The sequence below is a fragment of the Confluentibacter flavum genome (assembly GCF_002843175.1).
Taxonomy (GTDB): Bacteria; Bacteroidota; Bacteroidia; order Flavobacteriales; family Flavobacteriaceae; genus Confluentibacter; species Confluentibacter flavum.
In genome coordinates this window covers 55,178-71,332 of sequence record NZ_PJEO01000004.1, presented here as the reverse complement: position 1 = coordinate 71,332, position 16,155 = coordinate 55,178, and the positions used below count along the sequence as shown (strand labels likewise).

Annotated in this window: 19 protein-coding genes; 12 read left to right on the top strand and 7 right to left on the bottom strand. The window is 33.2% G+C overall.

Annotation, left to right across the window (positions count from 1 at the left end; all coding sequences use genetic code 11):
* Nucleotides 1-80 precede the first annotated feature (80 nt).
* Together nifJ and CSW08_RS00830 are read left to right on the top strand one after the other, a co-directional pair.
* Complete coding sequence (nifJ, locus tag CSW08_RS00835; protein ID WP_106658016.1) at nucleotides 81-3,614, top strand: pyruvate:ferredoxin (flavodoxin) oxidoreductase; 3,534 nt, start codon at nucleotides 81-83, stop codon at nucleotides 3,612-3,614.
* A 100-nt stretch (nucleotides 3,615-3,714) separates the two neighbouring features.
* The gene (locus CSW08_RS00830; protein ID WP_106658015.1) at nucleotides 3,715-4,092 is read left to right on the top strand and encodes a HEPN domain-containing protein; all 378 of its coding nucleotides are present in this window, start codon (nucleotides 3,715-3,717) and stop codon (nucleotides 4,090-4,092) included.
* A gap of 67 nt (nucleotides 4,093-4,159) precedes the next feature.
* On the opposite strand, the gene CSW08_RS00825 is transcribed toward CSW08_RS00830, so the two are convergent.
* Entirely contained in the window at nucleotides 4,160-4,402 is a 243-nt protein-coding gene (locus CSW08_RS00825) for a NifU family protein (RefSeq protein ID WP_106658014.1), read from the bottom strand.
* Nucleotides 4,403-4,456: 54 nt separating this feature from the next.
* The gene (locus tag CSW08_RS00820) at nucleotides 4,457-5,593 is read right to left on the bottom strand and encodes an Mrp/NBP35 family ATP-binding protein (RefSeq protein ID WP_106658013.1); all 1,137 of its coding nucleotides are present in this window, start codon (nucleotides 5,591-5,593) and stop codon (nucleotides 4,457-4,459) included.
* A 204-nt stretch (nucleotides 5,594-5,797) separates the two neighbouring features.
* Between CSW08_RS00820 and CSW08_RS00815 the strand changes: the two genes are divergently transcribed.
* On the top strand, nucleotides 5,798-6,367 hold the full coding sequence (locus CSW08_RS00815; RefSeq protein ID WP_106658012.1) for a hypothetical protein: 570 nt from the start codon (nucleotides 5,798-5,800) through the stop codon (nucleotides 6,365-6,367).
* Here the strand turns inward: CSW08_RS00815 and CSW08_RS00810 are convergent.
* The 3 genes from CSW08_RS00810 to trmB are packed head-to-tail and all read right to left on the bottom strand — an operon-like array spanning nucleotide 6,362 to nucleotide 7,998.
* Nucleotides 6,362-6,691 (bottom strand): MGMT family protein, encoded by a 330-nt coding sequence (locus CSW08_RS00810; protein ID WP_106658011.1) that lies wholly within the window; start codon nucleotides 6,689-6,691, stop codon nucleotides 6,362-6,364. The genes CSW08_RS00815 and CSW08_RS00810 overlap by 6 nt on opposite strands.
* Entirely contained in the window at nucleotides 6,691-7,320 is a 630-nt protein-coding gene (locus CSW08_RS00805) for a cation-translocating P-type ATPase (RefSeq protein ID WP_106658010.1), read from the bottom strand. Before CSW08_RS00805 ends, CSW08_RS00810 begins: the two co-directional genes overlap by 1 nt.
* 3 nt (nucleotides 7,321-7,323) lie before the next feature.
* Nucleotides 7,324-7,998: a tRNA (guanosine(46)-N7)-methyltransferase TrmB gene (gene trmB, locus CSW08_RS00800; protein WP_106658009.1), complete on the bottom strand. Its 675-nt coding sequence runs from the start codon at nucleotides 7,996-7,998 to the stop codon at nucleotides 7,324-7,326.
* Nucleotides 7,999-8,196: 198 nt separating this feature from the next.
* Here trmB and CSW08_RS00795 point away from each other — a divergent pair, with 198 nt between their 5' ends.
* A complete protein-coding gene (locus CSW08_RS00795; RefSeq protein WP_106658039.1) occupies nucleotides 8,197-9,252 on the top strand; it encodes a glycosyltransferase in 1,056 nt (351 codons plus the stop codon).
* Here CSW08_RS00795 and CSW08_RS00790 read toward each other — a convergent pair.
* Together CSW08_RS00790 and CSW08_RS00785 are read right to left on the bottom strand one after the other, a co-directional pair.
* The gene (locus CSW08_RS00790; protein WP_106658008.1) at nucleotides 9,226-10,269 is read right to left on the bottom strand and encodes a sensor histidine kinase; all 1,044 of its coding nucleotides are present in this window, start codon (nucleotides 10,267-10,269) and stop codon (nucleotides 9,226-9,228) included. The two genes, CSW08_RS00795 and CSW08_RS00790, sit on opposite strands and share 27 nt — an antisense overlap.
* Nucleotides 10,270-10,272: 3 nt before the next feature.
* Nucleotides 10,273-10,953, bottom strand: coding sequence for a response regulator transcription factor (locus tag CSW08_RS00785; RefSeq protein ID WP_106658007.1), 681 nt, complete (start codon nucleotides 10,951-10,953; stop codon nucleotides 10,273-10,275).
* Nucleotides 10,954-11,151: 198 nt separating this feature from the next.
* Between CSW08_RS00785 and CSW08_RS00780 the strand changes: the two genes are divergently transcribed.
* The 8 genes from CSW08_RS00780 (at nucleotide 11,152) to CSW08_RS00745 (ending at nucleotide 16,149) form a co-directional block, all read left to right on the top strand.
* Entirely contained in the window at nucleotides 11,152-11,493 is a 342-nt protein-coding gene (locus CSW08_RS00780) for a T9SS type A sorting domain-containing protein (RefSeq protein ID WP_106658006.1), read from the top strand.
* 241 nt (nucleotides 11,494-11,734) lie between these two features.
* Nucleotides 11,735-13,366: a glycoside hydrolase family 9 protein gene (locus CSW08_RS00775; RefSeq protein WP_106658005.1), complete on the top strand. Its 1,632-nt coding sequence runs from the start codon at nucleotides 11,735-11,737 to the stop codon at nucleotides 13,364-13,366.
* Between the two features lie 86 nt (nucleotides 13,367-13,452).
* Nucleotides 13,453-13,806 (top strand): type II toxin-antitoxin system RelE/ParE family toxin, encoded by a 354-nt coding sequence (locus tag CSW08_RS00770; RefSeq protein ID WP_106658004.1) that lies wholly within the window; start codon nucleotides 13,453-13,455, stop codon nucleotides 13,804-13,806.
* Nucleotides 13,807-13,813: 7 nt separating this feature from the next.
* Entirely contained in the window at nucleotides 13,814-14,095 is a 282-nt protein-coding gene (locus CSW08_RS00765; protein ID WP_238987172.1) for a helix-turn-helix domain-containing protein, read from the top strand.
* Between the two features lie 142 nt (nucleotides 14,096-14,237).
* Entirely contained in the window at nucleotides 14,238-14,819 is a 582-nt protein-coding gene (locus CSW08_RS00760; RefSeq protein ID WP_106658002.1) for a hypothetical protein, read from the top strand.
* A gap of 8 nt (nucleotides 14,820-14,827) precedes the next feature.
* Nucleotides 14,828-15,244 (top strand): hypothetical protein, encoded by a 417-nt coding sequence (locus CSW08_RS00755; protein ID WP_106658001.1) that lies wholly within the window; start codon nucleotides 14,828-14,830, stop codon nucleotides 15,242-15,244.
* A gap of 17 nt (nucleotides 15,245-15,261) precedes the next feature.
* Nucleotides 15,262-15,900, top strand: coding sequence for a hypothetical protein (locus CSW08_RS00750; RefSeq protein ID WP_106658000.1), 639 nt, complete (start codon nucleotides 15,262-15,264; stop codon nucleotides 15,898-15,900).
* Between the two features lie 6 nt (nucleotides 15,901-15,906).
* Nucleotides 15,907-16,149, top strand: a complete 243-nt coding sequence (locus tag CSW08_RS00745) for a hypothetical protein (RefSeq protein ID WP_106657999.1) — start codon at nucleotides 15,907-15,909, stop codon at nucleotides 16,147-16,149.
* Nucleotides 16,150-16,155 lie beyond the last annotated feature (6 nt).

The following is a 16,155-nucleotide window of genomic DNA, read 5'->3' as shown; positions in this document are numbered from 1 at the left end:
AACTGACATAAGTCATAGAATTAATAACATAATGTTCATAATTTCACTAGACTTTTTTATCAGAAACAAAATAAAATATTATGGAAAAAGCATTTGAAAAGCTCATATGTGACGCAAATGAAGCTGTAGCAAGAGTAGCACATAAAACCAATGAAGTATGTGCCATCTATCCCATAACACCTGCATCACCCATGGGTGAACATGTAGATGTTTATAGTTCAAAGGGACAAAAAAACATTTGGAACAATATTCCCAGAATTGTTGAAATGCAGAGTGAAGGCGGTGCTGCTGGAGCCGTTCATGGTGCATTACAAGCAGGGGCATTAACCACTACATTCACAGCTTCACAAGGGTTACTCCTCATGATTCCTAATATGTATAAAATAGCTGGAGAATTATTACCAAGTGTTATTCATGTGGCAGCAAGAACAATTGCTACACATGCTTTATCAATTTTTGGTGACCATTCGGATGTGATGGCAACACGGCAAACAGGTTTTGCTATGTTGTTTGGAAGTTCTGTACAAGAAGCTCAGGATTTTGCCTTAATATCGCAAGTTGCAACATTAAAATCCAGAGTGCCCTTTCTAAACATATTTGATGGATTTAGAACGTCTCATGAAATTTCAAAAATAGACGCTATCCCTGATAGTATTATTAAAGCGATGATGCCAGAAGATAAAATTATGGAGCATAAAAAACGCTCTTTAGATCCTGATCATCCAGTAATTAGGGGCACGTCACAAAACCCTGATGTGTTTTTTCAAGCGCGCGAAGCTGCAAATCCATATTATGAAAGGGTTCCTGATATTGTTCAAAAAACAATGGATGAATTTTATAATCATACCGGACGCCAATATAATTTATTTGATTATATAGGCCATCCTGAAGCAGAACGTGTTATTATCATTATGGGTTCTGGCGAAGGCGCTGTTAAAGAAACCGTTCATGAATTGATTGAAAGAGGCGAAAAAGTAGGTGCTCTTTTAGTAAGATTGTATAGACCATTCACCATCGATAAATTTATAGAAGTCCTTCCTGAAACAGTTAAAAAAATAGCTGTTTTAGATAGAACTAAAGAACCAGGAAGTATTGGCGAACCATTATATTTAGATGTCATTTCAGCAATAACAGAAAGCGATATTGACATGCCCCAAGTAATTGGGGGTCGTTATGGATTATCCTCTAAAGAATTCACCCCAAGAATGGTTAAAGGTATTTATGACGAATTATTAAAAGCAAAACCTAAAAACCATTTCACTGTTGGCATTAATGATGATGTGACTTACACCAATTTAGAAATTGATGAAGATTTTACTATTAAACGTACTACTATTAATTGTATGTTTTATGGTTTGGGTTCTGATGGAACTGTAGGGGCCAACAAAAACTCCATTAAAATTATTGGTGAAACTACCGATAATTATGTCCAGGGCTACTTTGTTTATGACTCTAAAAAAGCGGGTGCCCAAACCATTTCGCATTTGCGTTTTGGCCCAGACCCCATTCATTCTACCTATTTAATTGATAAAGCCGATTTTATTGCGAGCCATCAATTTAATTTTATAGAAAAATACAATATGCTGTCCGACCTGAAACAAGGCGGTACCTTTTTATTGAATTCCCCATTTTCAAAAGATGAGATTTGGGATGTATTGCCTGAAAAGGTTCAAAAAGAAATCATTAAAAAAGAAGCGGAATTTTACATCGTTGATGCCAGTAGAGTTGCTCAAGATGCTAATTTAGGCAAACGAGCCAACACCGTTTTACAAACTTGTTTCTTTGCCATATCTGGAATTTTACCTAGAGAAGAAGCCATTCAAAAAATCAAGGATGCTATTGTAAAATCTTATTCGCATAAAGGAGAAAAAGTGATAAAAATGAACTTTAATGCGGTTGATAAAGCGATTGAAAATTTACAAAAAGTAGCATATCCTAAATCATCAACTAGCGAAAAACCATTATTGTCTGCCATGACTAATGCCCCTGATGGTTTTGTAAAAGAAGTTTTAGAAAAAATATTAGCAGGTGTCGGTGATGAACTTCCTGTAAGTGCATTCCCTGTAGATGGCACATTCCCTACATCAACTACACAATATGAAAAACGTGGCATTGCGGATTTTATTCCAATATGGGATGACGCCAGCTTATGTACACAATGTAACAAGTGTGTTGCCATTTGTCCGCACGCAGCTATTAGGTCTAAAGTGGTTTTCAATGATATGTTGGCAGATGCTCCAAAATCATTAAAATCTGTCCCTGCTAAAGGAAGACCTTTTAATGTTGCAACAGAATCTTATGTATTACAAGTGTCTCCAGAAGATTGTACCGGTTGCGACCTTTGTGTGGCAGTTTGTCCCGCAATGAGTAAAGAGATAGATGATTTTAAATCTATCAATATGAGAAAAAAACTGGATGTAAAAACCGAAGAAGTTGCTAACTGGGATTATTTTGTGAATCTTCCTTACTACAATCGTAATGAATTACAAATAACCAATATTAAAGGTTCTCAATTTTTAGAACCCTTATTTGAGTTTTCCGGCGCTTGTTCAGGATGTGGAGAAACACCTTATATCAAATTATTAACTCAATTATATGGTGATAGTATTTTAATTGCAAATGCCACAGGATGTTCTTCTATTTACGGTGGAAATTTACCAACAACTCCTTATAAAACGAATGCTTTTGGTAGAGGTCCTGCTTGGGCAAACTCTTTATTTGAAGATAATGCGGAGTTTGGTTTAGGTATGCGATTGGCACTTACCAAAAAACAAGAAATTTCGGTAGATTTACTAAAATCGTTAGAACCTGTAGTAGGTAGTAACATTGTGGAATCAATATTAACGAACCCAGAAGTAACTGAAACTGAAAAATCTAAAAAATTAGCGGATATTGAAGAACTTAAAAACATATTAAATACGCTTGATAAGAATGATGATGCTATTAAATTAAATAACCTTAGCGAATACCTTCGTAAAAAAGCTGTGTGGATTATAGGTGGAGATGGTTGGGCCTACGATATAGGTTATGGTGGTGTTGATCATGTATTGGCTTCAGGTGAAGATATAAATATTTTAATACTGGATACCGAAGTTTACTCCAATACTGGCGGACAAACCTCAAAAGCCACCCCATTAGGAGCTAGTGCTAAGTTCTCAGTTTCTGGAAAACGAACCAGTAAAAAAAGTTTAGGATTACAGGCCATTTCATACCAAAATGTATATGTTGCCCAAGTGGCCATAGGTGCAAAAGATTTACAAACACTTAAAGCTTTAGAAGAAGCTGCTGCTTATCCTGGACCTTCAGTAATTATTGCTTACTCGCATTGCGGTGAACATGGATATGATTTAAAACGTGGTGCTGACCAACAAGAAAAAGCCGTAGATTCTGGATATTGGCCACTATTTAGATTTGACCCCTTACAACCAAAAGGGAAAAAATTTAGGTTAGATTCTAAAAAACCAACGATTCCTTTAAGTGATTTTATGTATAACGAAACCCGATTCACCAGAGTTGTAAAAGATGATGCGGCGTTAGGTAAATCGTTACTTAATCAAGCTCAAGAGGAAGTGGACTCTAAATGGGAACGTTTAGAACTTTATAGAGACATGTAAACATGCTTTAAGGTATGTTTACATTTAAAAACCATTCTCCATACTATTAAAAAAGTATGGAGAATGGATATTATTAATTATAACTATTAATTAATTTATTATGGAAACTGAAGCCATCAAATACTTTGTAAATGCTGCTCAAAAATTGGATCAAGCAAACAAAGAGTTATTCAAACCAGAAGAAGATATTGTAACGTATTTAGTTTGCAAAAATTCTCAGTATGCGATTGAAAATTACTTAAAAGGCTATCTTTTAAGAAAGGGTATTGAACCTAATGAACACCAAACTATTGATGGTCTTTATGAGCAATGTAAAATAATAAATAAAGATTTTGAAAAAGTAGATTTATCAGAATTTAATTGTAAATCGTCTCTTGATTTAGACTCAAAATATTGTAACAATGTTTCAAAAGTTAACAAATGTTTTGATGCTGCAGATAGTTTGGATACGTTTCTTAGACAACAAAAAATCATTTAAATCTAATTTTTTAAATCATCGGACAAACAGAAAATATAATCAAAACCTTTCTGTGTATGCGAAAACATTAAACTCGAATGTTAATAACTTGCTCAATTTGTGGGGCGTATTTTTTTATGGTCATTTCCACTCCCGACCTCAAAGTCATTTGATTGACACTACAGCCTACACAAGCCCCTTGTAATTGTACTTTTACAAGCTTATCATCTTCTATAGATAGCAATGAAATATCGCCGCCATCACTTTGTAAAAACGGACGAATTTCATCCAATGCTTTTTCCACATTAATTCTAAGCTCTTCTGTTGTCATAATATTATTTTTTCCTCACCAAAACCCTCTCCAAAGGAAAGGGGAAAATGAATTTTATTTTTTTACTGCTGCACATCCAGCCATAGTTGTAATTTTTATGGCCTCGGTTGGAGGTAAATCGTCGTTGCGTCTTACCACTTCCTGCACCACATTTTGAGTTATTTTTTCAAAAGCCTGCTCTAATGGTGTTGCTGTTTGTAAGGCTGCTGGACGACCTACATCGCCTGCTTCACGAATACTTTGCACCAAAGGGATTTCCCCTAAAAATGGCACTTGCAAATCTTCTGCTAAATTTTTAGCCCCTTCTTTTCCAAATATATAATATTTATTGTCAGGAAGCTCTTCCGGGGTAAAATACGCCATATTTTCTATAATGCCTAATACAGGTACGTTGATACTTTCTTGTTGAAACATGGCAACACCTTTTTTAGCATCGGCTAACGCTACGTTTTGCGGCGTACTCACAACAACAGCACCTGTTATGGGAAGCGATTGCATAATACTTAAATGAATATCGCCTGTTCCTGGTGGCAAATCTATCAACATAAAGTCGAGTTCTCCCCAATGGGCATCAAAAATCATTTGGTTTAAAGCCTTGGCGGCCATAGGACCTCGCCAAACAACAGCTTGGTTAGGCTGTGTAAAAAACCCGATTGACAGGACTTTAACACCGTAATTTTCAACGGGTTTCATTTTAGATTTACCATTAATATTAACCGCGAGAGGCCTTTCATTTTCAACATCAAACATAATTGGGATAGATGGTCCGTAAATATCGGCATCCAAGACTCCGACTTTAAATCCCATTTTAGCTAAAGTCACCGCTAAATTGGCTGTTACAGTAGATTTACCAACACCACCTTTACCAGAAGCAACAGCAACTATATTTTGAATGCCAGGAATAGGATTCCCTTTTATAACATTTACTTTTGGTGTTGCAGGCGCATCTACTTTTATGTTGACCGTTATTTTAGCTTTTTCATAAACTAAATCGTGAATGGTTTTAAGGATATCTACCTCAACACGTTTTTTAGCTTGTAAGCTTGGATTTTTAATAGTGATATCTACAATGACCTCGTCTCCAAAAGTCACCACATTAGTTACGGCACCACTTTCCACCATATTCTGACCTTCTCCAGGTACAGTAATAGAGTCAAGTGCTTTAAGTATATCTTGTTTATTAAGTTTCATGCTCTATTTAGATTAATTCTAATATGCAAATATAGTGTGAATTGTTCAGAATTTAAAGTCCTTTTATTGAAATGATTAATTGTTAAATTTCATTATAAATGATTATAAAGTTTATGACTGAATAAAAATAATGTAATCCAATCGGTGTGAAACCAATCTACAAATTGATTAATTTTAAATAAGACAATTTATCTTTTATTAAAAATGAAAACAATCATCATTGTGTTTATAAATTTAGCATCCTCTTTTTGTTTTTCTCAGGACCATTTTATCTATAATGAAAATGGGATAACAGAAAACGTGGTAGTAATATTTGATAACTTGAGCAAAGATTTTATTTTCAAAAAAACTCAAGAATGGTATAAAAAAAATAGAGAGCCTGGTAAATTTACCATAAACACAGTAAACAGAAAAAAAAGCTTCATACGAATGAAGGGATGGAAATTTAATTACACATTTGCAGAATATGAAAATTTTACAGAATACTATGATGCAGAATATGTAATAGAAATTTACATTAATGAAGGGAATTATAAATTATTTCCAAAAAAATTAAAGCTTTGCCCATATGAAGAAATTTATGATGAAGATAAATCAACATTAGAGGAGTTATTCTTTTGCGACCACATCGATATAAAAGTTGGTGAGACGGTTTACAACGCGAAATTTGGTGGTGCCACCAAGTTACAAAAGCTAATTGAAGATTTATTCAATACCTTAAATAAGGATTTAGAAAACTTCATAAAAGAAGAAGCAAAAAAGACCCAATTATAACTCCTTGGCAGGATCCCAAAAAACAGTTTCAAAATCTTGAATTTGATTATCAATGACTTTAATGCCCTCGTTTTCTAGAAGCTGTTGCATTAAATTCGTTCCATCAAAATGCTGTTTCCCAGTTAATAACCCATTTCTGTTTACAACTCTATGTGCTGGCACATCTTTACCAACAGAACCATTCATGGCATAACCGACCATACGTGCACTTCTTGCTGCACCAAGATAGTTGGCAATAGCACCGTAGCTTGTTACTTTTCCATAAGGAATTAGTTTTGCAACTTCATAAACTTTATCAAAGAAATTTAGGGTTTCTTGCTGCATTATAATTCTTTGATAATATTTATTAAGGTTATAATAGAAATAACCCCTGTAACCGTACCAATAACATAATTCATGTTTTTTTGCGACGTAAATGTTTTGCCACGAATTTTATCAAAAAAGAAAATATACATGTAAAGCATCACGAATGTTCCCATAACAGCTCCAGAAACATAACTTATAATGCTAATTTTATCAAACTCCAACCAGCCAAAAGATGCCAACGTTATGGTCATATAAGCTTGATAAGGAATAGGAAGCACATTAATAGCAGATAATAACATGCCTTGAAAAAACCGACTGTGTTTACTGCGTATCTTTATTTCTAGGGATTGTTTTGGTTTTTTCTTGACTATAAATAAAAAATAAATAGTAATTAAAATAAAAATGACGAAGGCTACACGTTGAAGAACTTCTATGATCTCTAAATGGTTACTTATGTATCTTGCAAAAATAGCGGCTATATAGGTTTGTATAAATACGACAACACATGCACCTATTGAGAACATAATACCTCTAACATGCCCTTCCCTTAAACTAATATTTGCAGCGGTCATATTAAGCAACCCTGGAGGCACAACACCTATGAATGCTACAAATAATCCTAAAAAAAAGACAATCGATGTATCCACTAACTATTTAATTTTAAACCGAATATACGTAATTGGTTTGTTTATCTCTAAATATTGGGACTCGTAAAAGGTTTGAATGCTTGTTACTTCATCTGGGCTGCCTTCTTGTTTGTAAATATTATGATTAGCATAAATAACCTCATGTCCTGCACCATGTAACAAGCCAAGCGTGTAACCATGCATAAATTCGCTATCAGTTTTTAAATTAACAACACCTTCAGGTTTAAGGATTTGTTTATAACGCTTTAAGAACTCCGAATTGGTCATTCTGTGTTTGGTGCGTTTATATTTTATTTGCGGGTCTGGAAACGTAATCCAAATTTCATCCACTTCGTTTTGAGAAAATGCAAAATCTATCAATTCTATTTGTGTACGCAAAAAAGCAACATTGGTAATTTGTTCTTCAACCGCTGTTTTGGCACCACGCCAAAAACGCGCCCCTTTTATATCGATACCAATAAAGTTTTTGTTTGGATATCTTTTTGCCAAAGCTATAGTATACTCACCTTTTCCACACCCCAACTCTAACACCAAAGGGTTTTCATTTTTAAAGAAAGTCTTGTTCCAATGGCCCTTTAATGCAAATTCTTCAATAACAAGTTCTTCTCTAGTTGGTTGAAATACATTGGAGAATGTTTCATTTTCCCTGAATCTTCTAAGTTTATTCTTGCTTCCCAATCTGTCTAATTCTTATTTTTTGGTAAAATTAAGGAAATATGTGAGAGTAGTAATATTACTATCTTTGAATTTAGTAGAATTTCGTGTGAGGGATTGAGGCATTTGTTGGAGCTCTTAAATTATTTGCTTAAAAATAATTTAAAGCGACTGCCGAAAGCCCGACTTTTGTTTGCAAAAGGCACACCAAAAAAATACTTGATGAAAAAAAGAATTTTAGTTGCTCCTTTAAATTGGGGACTTGGGCATGCCACTAGATGCATCCCCATTATAAATGCGCTTATAAATTTTGGTTTTGAACCCATCATTGCCAGTGATGGTGACGCATTGGCATTGTTGCAAAAAGAATTTCCTGATTTGTTTTCTATTGAATTGCCTTCTTATAAAATTAGTTACTCTAAAAAAAAAGCATATTTCAAATTAAAATTGCTCAAGGACACTCCTAAGATTTTAAAAGCCATAAAAGCTGAAAAAAAAGCAACGAAACATATTGTAGAAACACATGGTATTGTTGGCATTATATCTGATAATCGGTTAGGCGTTAACAGTAAAAAAGCCCCCAGTGTGATAGTCACACATCAACTGAATGTTTTAAGCGGTAGCTCTACGTGGTTAAGTACTCTATTACATAAAGAATTTATAAAACACTTTGATGCATGTTGGGTTCCCGATTTTGAAGTTGAGAACAATTTAAGCGGCAAACTTGTACATAGTAATTCCATTGAAGTCCCAATAACATATATCGGCCCTTTAAGTAGATTTTTAAAAAAAGATACTAAGCCTGTAAACAAACTTTTAGTGATTCTTTCTGGCCCAGAACCGCAACGCACTTTATTAGGCGAAAAACTTTTGTCCGAACTAAAAAACCATACAGAAAAGACCGTTTTTATTAAAGGTAACATAGAAAATGAGCAATCTATTCAAGTGGTTGGAAACATGACCCTATACAATTTCATGACTACGGAACAACTTGAAAAAACCATAAATGAAAGTGAATTAATAATTTCCAGATCGGGTTATACTACCATCATGGATTTGGCCAAACTGGGCAAAAAAGCATTTTTTATACCAACTCCAGGGCAGTACGAACAGGAATATTTAGCAAAGCGATTGTGTGAATTGAATATCGTTCCTTATTGTAATCAAAATGATTTTACATTGGAGAAACTTGAACATTTGGAACACTTTAAAGGTTTTGAGGGCTTTAGTTTTGAAACGGATTATAAAGATTTATTTAGTCTTTTCGAGCGTGAATGAAAACTCGCTACCAACACCATATTCACTTTCAACATAGATTTTTTCGTCGTGGGCCTCTATAATATGTTTAACTATGGACAGACCTAATCCAGAACCTCCTTCTTTTCGAGAGCCACTTTTATCTACCCTATAAAAACGTTCAAACAAGCGTGACAAATGCTTTTTCTCTATCCCTTCTCCATTATCCGTTACACGAACTATCACCTTATTTTTAATAAGGTTTTCTATACTTATTTCTGTAGTTCCTTTTTCCCTTCCGTATTTTATGGAATTTATAATAAGATTCGCTAATACTTGTTGTATGCGTTCTTTATCGGCACTTACCATAATTGGGTTAAGATAATCAATATCAAACGTGAGGGTTATTTTCTTTTTGGCGGCTCTCATTTCCATCATATTGAATACATTTTTGGCCAAATCGACAATATCAAAACTCTCCATATTCAGTCTTAAATCGCCAACCTCCAATTTGGTAATCATATCCAAATCGCTAACAATATAACTGAGTCTTTCCACAGCTTCACTGGCTCGCTGCAAGTATTTTTCCCGAATGTTTTTATCGTTCATGGCACCGTCTAACAAAGTTAAAATGTAACCTTGAATGGTGAATAAGGGTGTTTTTAATTCGTGCGACACATTTCCTAAAAACTCTTTTCGGTATTGTTCCCTAACCTTTAGGGTTTCTATTTCCAGTTTTTTATCGCGGGCAAATTTGTCTATTTCTTGGGTGAGTGTGGCCATATCGGTATTTATGGGTCCTCTGGACAAATTTGTTGATTCAAGAAGTGTTAAATCATCATATATTTTTTTTACACGTTTATATATAAATTTTTCAACCCTATATTGTATGACAAGAAATGAAAAAACATAGCAGCAAAGTGTGAAGCCTAAAATAAGTTGCCATTTAGGTTCAAAATAATAATATAAAAAAACACTCATTAAGAGCGTTATAAATATAGTTATGTAAAACGACGTTCGTATCGCAAACTTGTATGTTTTTTTAAGTTTTACCTGCATTAATTAATCTACAAACTTATAGCCAACTCCTTTAATGGTTTTAAAACAATCATCTCCAATTTTTTCGCGTAATTTTCGAATGTGCACATCAATAGTTCTACCTCCTACAACCACTTCATTTCCCCAAACTTTATCAAGAATCTCATCGCGTTTAAATACTTTTCCTGGCTTAGAGGCTAGTAAAGATAATAATTCAAACTCTTTTCTTGGCAAAATTATCTCTTTTCCTTTTAAAACTATTTTATACTCATCCCTGTTTATTACTAAATTTCCAATTTTTACGGTGTCTTTTACATCTTCTTCCTTAAAACGTCTCAATAACGCCTTTACTTTACTTATTAACACTTTTGGTTTTATGGGCTTTGTAATATAATCGTCAGCTCCAGCATCAAACCCAGCTAATTGAGAATAATCTTCTCCTCTAGCAGTTAAAAAAGTAATAACAACATCTTTTAGGTTTGGATCTTTTCTAATAAGTTCACAGGCTTCAATACCATCCATTTCTGGCATCATGACGTCAAGAATAACTAATTGAGGAAGTTCTTTTTTTGCTTTCTTTACGGCTTCTATACCATTTTCGGCAGTAATAACTTGATACCCTTCGCTTGATAGATTATAACTAACTATTTCTAGAATGTCTGGTTCATCATCTACCAAAAGTATCTTTATATCTCTTTTATTCATTATTTTAAATAAGTTTAAGCCTTATTACAAGGTAAAGATAAAACTAATAACATAAATTTATTAAAATTCTTAAATAAATAACAATAAGGTAACGCACAACTTACGTAACAGTAACTTTCGATAAATTGTTCAAATCTTTAACATTTTTTTGGTATATGTTTTGTGGTAAATTATTACTTTTACATTTCACAGGTAAATATGAAAAAAAACTACATTATAATTACATTATTGTTTTTTGCTTTTTTGATTACCCAACAAGGGTTTTCTCAAAGCAACTTTAGTAATGCTTCTACGCAACAAAACATAGAAGGGCTATCTATTTATCCAAACCCAGTGACTGAAGGCAGGCAGATTATTTATATTACTACCAAGAAAAACTTTGCTAAAAATATTGAAATCTATAATGTTTTAGGAAAACAAATACATGCAACCGTTTTGAATGGCAAGGAATTAAATATTTCCTCCCTTAGTACCGGTGTTTATATTTTGAAGATTACGGAAAATAAAATAAGTGAAACCAGAAAACTGGTTATTAAATAATTTAAAGACTATGTCGTCCTAAATAGGAGGATGGCAGATTTTAAAAATATCAAATTAAACCGTTGAATTCAGCTTCAACGGTTTTTTTATTTTAAAAAGTTCACGACCTTAGTCGAACAACTTATGCAAAAAATAAAACCCAAATTTGATTATATTAAAAAACAAGACACATCGCTCACTTTTGGTAAATCAAAAAAGAAAAATGGAACTCACAGAATAAACATATTAATACAAAACAACCATGAAAAAACAAATTATAGTTACCCTCATATTCTTCATTTCATTTTTTTGTGTAATAGCTCAGTCTAACCATATTCATTTCAATTCCCTTGGGTTTTTACCCAATCATAAAAAAACGGTAACCATATCCCAAAAAAGTGATGTCTTTAATATTTTAGATTTAAAAGGCAACGTGGTGTTTTCAGGAAAAACAACGGGGCCGTATTCACAAGAAGATATTAATCAAACCGTTTGGAAAGCTGATTTCTCTGAATTCACAAAAACGGGCGACTATGTCATAGAAGCTGTTGGCGTTGGTAGATCGAACGCATTTAAGATAGCTGACGATGTTTTTAATTTTGCAGCCAAAACAAGTATGCGTGGTTTTTATTTATGGCGTTGTGGTATGGAAGTTAATGGCGATTTTAATGGAACCCATTTCTATCAGGATACCTGCCATTTAGAAGATGGTTTTGACGATTATATTGGCAATCCAAATTCGCAACGCGACGGTACAGGCGGATGGCACGATGCTGGCGATTACGGAAAATATACGGTTAATGCCGGTATTACTGTTGGTGTGCTTTTTATGGCTTGGGATCACTATCAACCACAAATTGAAAAACTTCAGTTAGACCTTCCAGATACAGCGCCAGGATTGCCTGATTTTCTTAAGGAATTGAAATGGGAAACCGATTGGATTCTTAAAATGCAATATCCTGATGGCTCCGGAAAAGTGTCGCACAAATTAACACGGGTAAATTTTTCTGATTTTATTATGGCAGACAAAGATGAAGAAAAACGCTATTTTACGGAATGGAGTTCTGCTGCCACGGCCGATTTTGTAGCTATGATGGCTATGGCCGCTCGCTATTTTGAACCCTATGATGCTGCTTATGCCAAAAAATGTTTGGATGCCGCTTGGGTAAGTTATCGATTTTTACAGGAACATCCAGAAGAAAAACGTTTTGTGCAAGGCGACTTTAAAACCGGTGGCTACCAAACCAGAGATAACGACGACAAATTATGGGCAGCAGCAGAACTATGGGAAACCACAGGAGACAAAACGTGTTTAGACGATTTCGAAAAAAGAGCTGCCTTAATGGATTATAAGATTGAGGAAAATTGGGATTGGGGAAATGTATCAAACCTTGGTATGTTCACGTATGCACTTTCGAAAAGAAAAGATAAAAGTCCTGAAATTGACACATTGATAAAAAACAATATTACAGAAAATGCAGATGCCTTGGTTGAAAAAGGTAAAACCGATGTGTATTCCCGTGCGCTTGCTGGAACCTATTTTTGGGGCTGTAATGGCACGGTAGCTCGCCAAACCATGAATTTGCAAATTGCCAATAAGATGCAGCCAAAAAAAGAATATATAGAAACCGCAATTGGTATTATAGATCATATTTTTGGTAAAAACGTCTACAATCGTTCGTTTGTAACAGGCTTGGGTATAAACCCACCTATGCATCCACACGATCGTCGTTCTGGAGCTGATGGTATTGAAGCACCATGGCCAGGCTATTTAGTTGGTGGCGGACACAAAGCGACCGATTGGATAGACGACCAAGAATCTTATAGCCACAATGAAATTGCTATTAATTGGCAAGGGGCTTTGGTGTATGCTTTGATGGGGTTTGTGGATTGATTATTTTGATAAACCCAACAAAACGACTTTCATATAAAATAATTTTTCATGTTTCACTTTAGGGAAACTTTTTGTATCTTTGCCCAGTGGATAAAAATCAGAAACACAGAAGGATAACTTTTTACAAGCACTACTTTCAAGACTTCTTCGAGAAGCAAACAAAAAAGGTAAAAGCTAAAATTGTTTGGACTTTTAGCTTAGTTGAAGACTTACAAAGAGTTCCAGAGACTTATCTAAAACACATTGAAAACACGGAGGGATTATATGAAATCCGGGTACAATTTGGTGGCGACATTTTTAGAATTTTCTGTTTTTTTGACCAAGGACAATTGGTTGTTGTAGCAAACGGTTTTCAAAAGAAGACTCAAAAGACACCGAAGAAAGAAATTGAAATGGCACTTAAAATAAAGGCAGAATATGAAAACGAATACAAAAAATAAAAATTTAATGACTCTAGAAGAGTTCAAAGATAAAAACTACGGTAAACTTGGAACAAAAGAACGTGACGAATTGGAAGCAGGTTATGAATCCTTCAAAATCGGCACATTGATTCACGACACGCGTATAGAAATGGGAATGACACAAGAACAACTTGCCGAAAAAGTTGGGACAACGAAATCCTACATTTCAAAAATTGAGAACAACATGAAGGAAGCTCGTATTTCGACCCTTCAAAAAATCATTGAACTTGGTTTTGGTGGGCGACTTGAATTGAATATTAAAATCTAATGGACCACTTGACCGAAAGAATCTTCTAACCCTATTAATTGGCAAGGGGCATTGGTTTATGCTTTGATGGGGTTTGTGGATTAGATAGGTAGGAAAAATATAGTATATTAACAAGTTAACATACATTTAAATTAAATAGTTTATGAAATTAAAACTAACCATTTTCATTTTGACTTTAATAATGTCAATTAATACTTTTGCTCAAATTCAACAAAATGATTACAATCTTTTTCAAGCAAAAGAATTTAGCAAAGATATTTCTCTGTTTAAAGCAAAAACTTTTCTAATCCACAATGTTCTAAAAACTTCTGAAAGTGCTTTGCAGTTTGAAGCTATTCCTTTGGCCGCTGCAAGTTCAGGCGAAATGACCACATTATTATATAAATGTGAGTCTCAAAACAAAGAGGGTTTAGTTTTGGGGTTCTATGGTGAATATTGGAATGATGCAGGAGTTATATTTCAAGGCTATGGATTTAAGAACTTATCCAAAGACCAAGCTTTTGAATTTTTAAACAAAATCGAAAGCGAAATTGATAAAAACAATAAATTCTTAAAAAGTAATAATGACAACAACAATATTGTCTTTGAATACAATGATTTAAAAGTAGTTATTTGGACTACTTCAGGCAGTTATCTTATGAGAATATATTGGAACGGTTTCGATTCAACTTGGGAAAAGACATCATACGAAAGGTCAAAAAGAAGATTTGAAAGAAAAATTTGACAGTAAGAATGAAAAAGTTTGATATAAATAACTCTTTAAGCCCTGAATTAATCTATTCAGCATTCATTAATGTTGATAATGAGATATTAAAGGTAATTGATATGTCTAAACTCTCAATTACCCTAGAGAATAAAAATGGAACAGAAAAAATTATATATAGTAACAAAGATTGGCAACCCATTCCTTTAACTGATAATTGGCTTTCAAAATTCGGTCTTTCTGAATCAAATTTAATAAGAAATAATCGTACACAAACTGATTGGATAATCAAAAAAACAAATGAAGAAATTTTCTATATAACAATTAAAAGAGATTTTTCATTAGGGGAAAACCCTGTAATTCCTTTAAATTCAGTACATATGTTACAACTTTGGCACCAACTTTTGAATGAAACTTATTTAAATACTGATAATGTATTGAAATAAAAAAAGTTGGCAACAATATGAAAAAACACAAACCATTGAAATATTTCTTAACATTATTAATCACTTTTTCACTTTTATCTTGCGAGAGTCAAGTTGACAAGAATAATGAAAAAATTCAATCATTAATCTATGAAAAAGTGTTAGAAATAAATAAAAACTACTTAAAATGTAAATCGGACATAGCTAATAGTGGTTTGGCAACGCTTTTAAGTGTTAACAGATTAAAAGAGGACAAAAAAAATAATCTAACTGAATCAAAACTGATTTTAAAAAGATTGGATTCTTTAAATGTAAATTTTAATAAAACCAATCAAGCGCTGATTTCTGAATTAAAAATCTTATTCGATTCTATTAAACTTTCAGAAAAATTTAATAAAGAAAAACTAAAAATAATTCAAGACAAATACGAATATGGAATTAATGTAACAAAAGAAAATTTTGAGATTGATTCCGATATTATCGATTTAAGTAAAAAAATAATCAATCTTTTAGACCAAAGTTGCGAATTTGAAATAATTGATAATCAAATCAAATTTTATACTCAAAAATGTGTCAACAATTATAATTTTTACAACTCACATCTTGAATCCTCAATTTCATCAGCCAAAATGAAAATTAAAATGAGTGAATTTGAAAAAAACTTAAATGAAAATTAAACAATTATGACAAATAAAACTGGTTATATATTGGGAATTATAAGTGCGCTAATTTATGTATTAGTCATTTATGGCATTGATACAAATCATTTGTTAGATTTTCTCGTATACCTCTTAGGAGCTTTGCTTATTCCATTAATTATTGCTGGGTTTATTTCTCTATTTTCTAAAAACAATTTTGGAAAAATTTTCGGAATTACTTGCATAATTATTCATTTATTATCAGGAATTGGTGGACTTTTAATGTAATAAAAA

Coding starts and splice junctions, on each gene's coding strand:
- nifJ (WP_106658016.1), top strand. CDS start 81: ATGGAAAAAGCATTTGAAAAGCTCATATGTGACGCAAATGAAGCTGTA.
- CSW08_RS00830 (WP_106658015.1), top strand. CDS start 3,715: ATGGAAACTGAAGCCATCAAATACTTTGTAAATGCTGCTCAAAAATTG.
- CSW08_RS00825 (WP_106658014.1), bottom strand. CDS start 4,402: ATGACAACAGAAGAGCTTAGAATTAATGTGGAAAAAGCATTGGATGAA.
- CSW08_RS00820 (WP_106658013.1), bottom strand. CDS start 5,593: ATGAAACTTAATAAACAAGATATACTTAAAGCACTTGACTCTATTACT.
- CSW08_RS00815 (WP_106658012.1), top strand. CDS start 5,798: ATGAAAACAATCATCATTGTGTTTATAAATTTAGCATCCTCTTTTTGT.
- CSW08_RS00810 (WP_106658011.1), bottom strand. CDS start 6,691: ATGCAGCAAGAAACCCTAAATTTCTTTGATAAAGTTTATGAAGTTGCA.
- CSW08_RS00795 (WP_106658039.1), top strand. CDS start 8,197: ATGAAAAAAAGAATTTTAGTTGCTCCTTTAAATTGGGGACTTGGGCAT.
- CSW08_RS00790 (WP_106658008.1), bottom strand. CDS start 10,269: ATGCAGGTAAAACTTAAAAAAACATACAAGTTTGCGATACGAACGTCG.
- CSW08_RS00785 (WP_106658007.1), bottom strand. CDS start 10,953: ATGAATAAAAGAGATATAAAGATACTTTTGGTAGATGATGAACCAGAC.
- CSW08_RS00780 (WP_106658006.1), top strand. CDS start 11,152: ATGAAAAAAAACTACATTATAATTACATTATTGTTTTTTGCTTTTTTG.
- CSW08_RS00775 (WP_106658005.1), top strand. CDS start 11,735: ATGAAAAAACAAATTATAGTTACCCTCATATTCTTCATTTCATTTTTT.
- CSW08_RS00765 (WP_238987172.1), top strand. CDS start 13,814: ATGACTCTAGAAGAGTTCAAAGATAAAAACTACGGTAAACTTGGAACA.
- CSW08_RS00760 (WP_106658002.1), top strand. CDS start 14,238: ATGAAATTAAAACTAACCATTTTCATTTTGACTTTAATAATGTCAATT.
- CSW08_RS00755 (WP_106658001.1), top strand. CDS start 14,828: ATGAAAAAGTTTGATATAAATAACTCTTTAAGCCCTGAATTAATCTAT.
- CSW08_RS00750 (WP_106658000.1), top strand. CDS start 15,262: ATGAAAAAACACAAACCATTGAAATATTTCTTAACATTATTAATCACT.
- CSW08_RS00745 (WP_106657999.1), top strand. CDS start 15,907: ATGACAAATAAAACTGGTTATATATTGGGAATTATAAGTGCGCTAATT.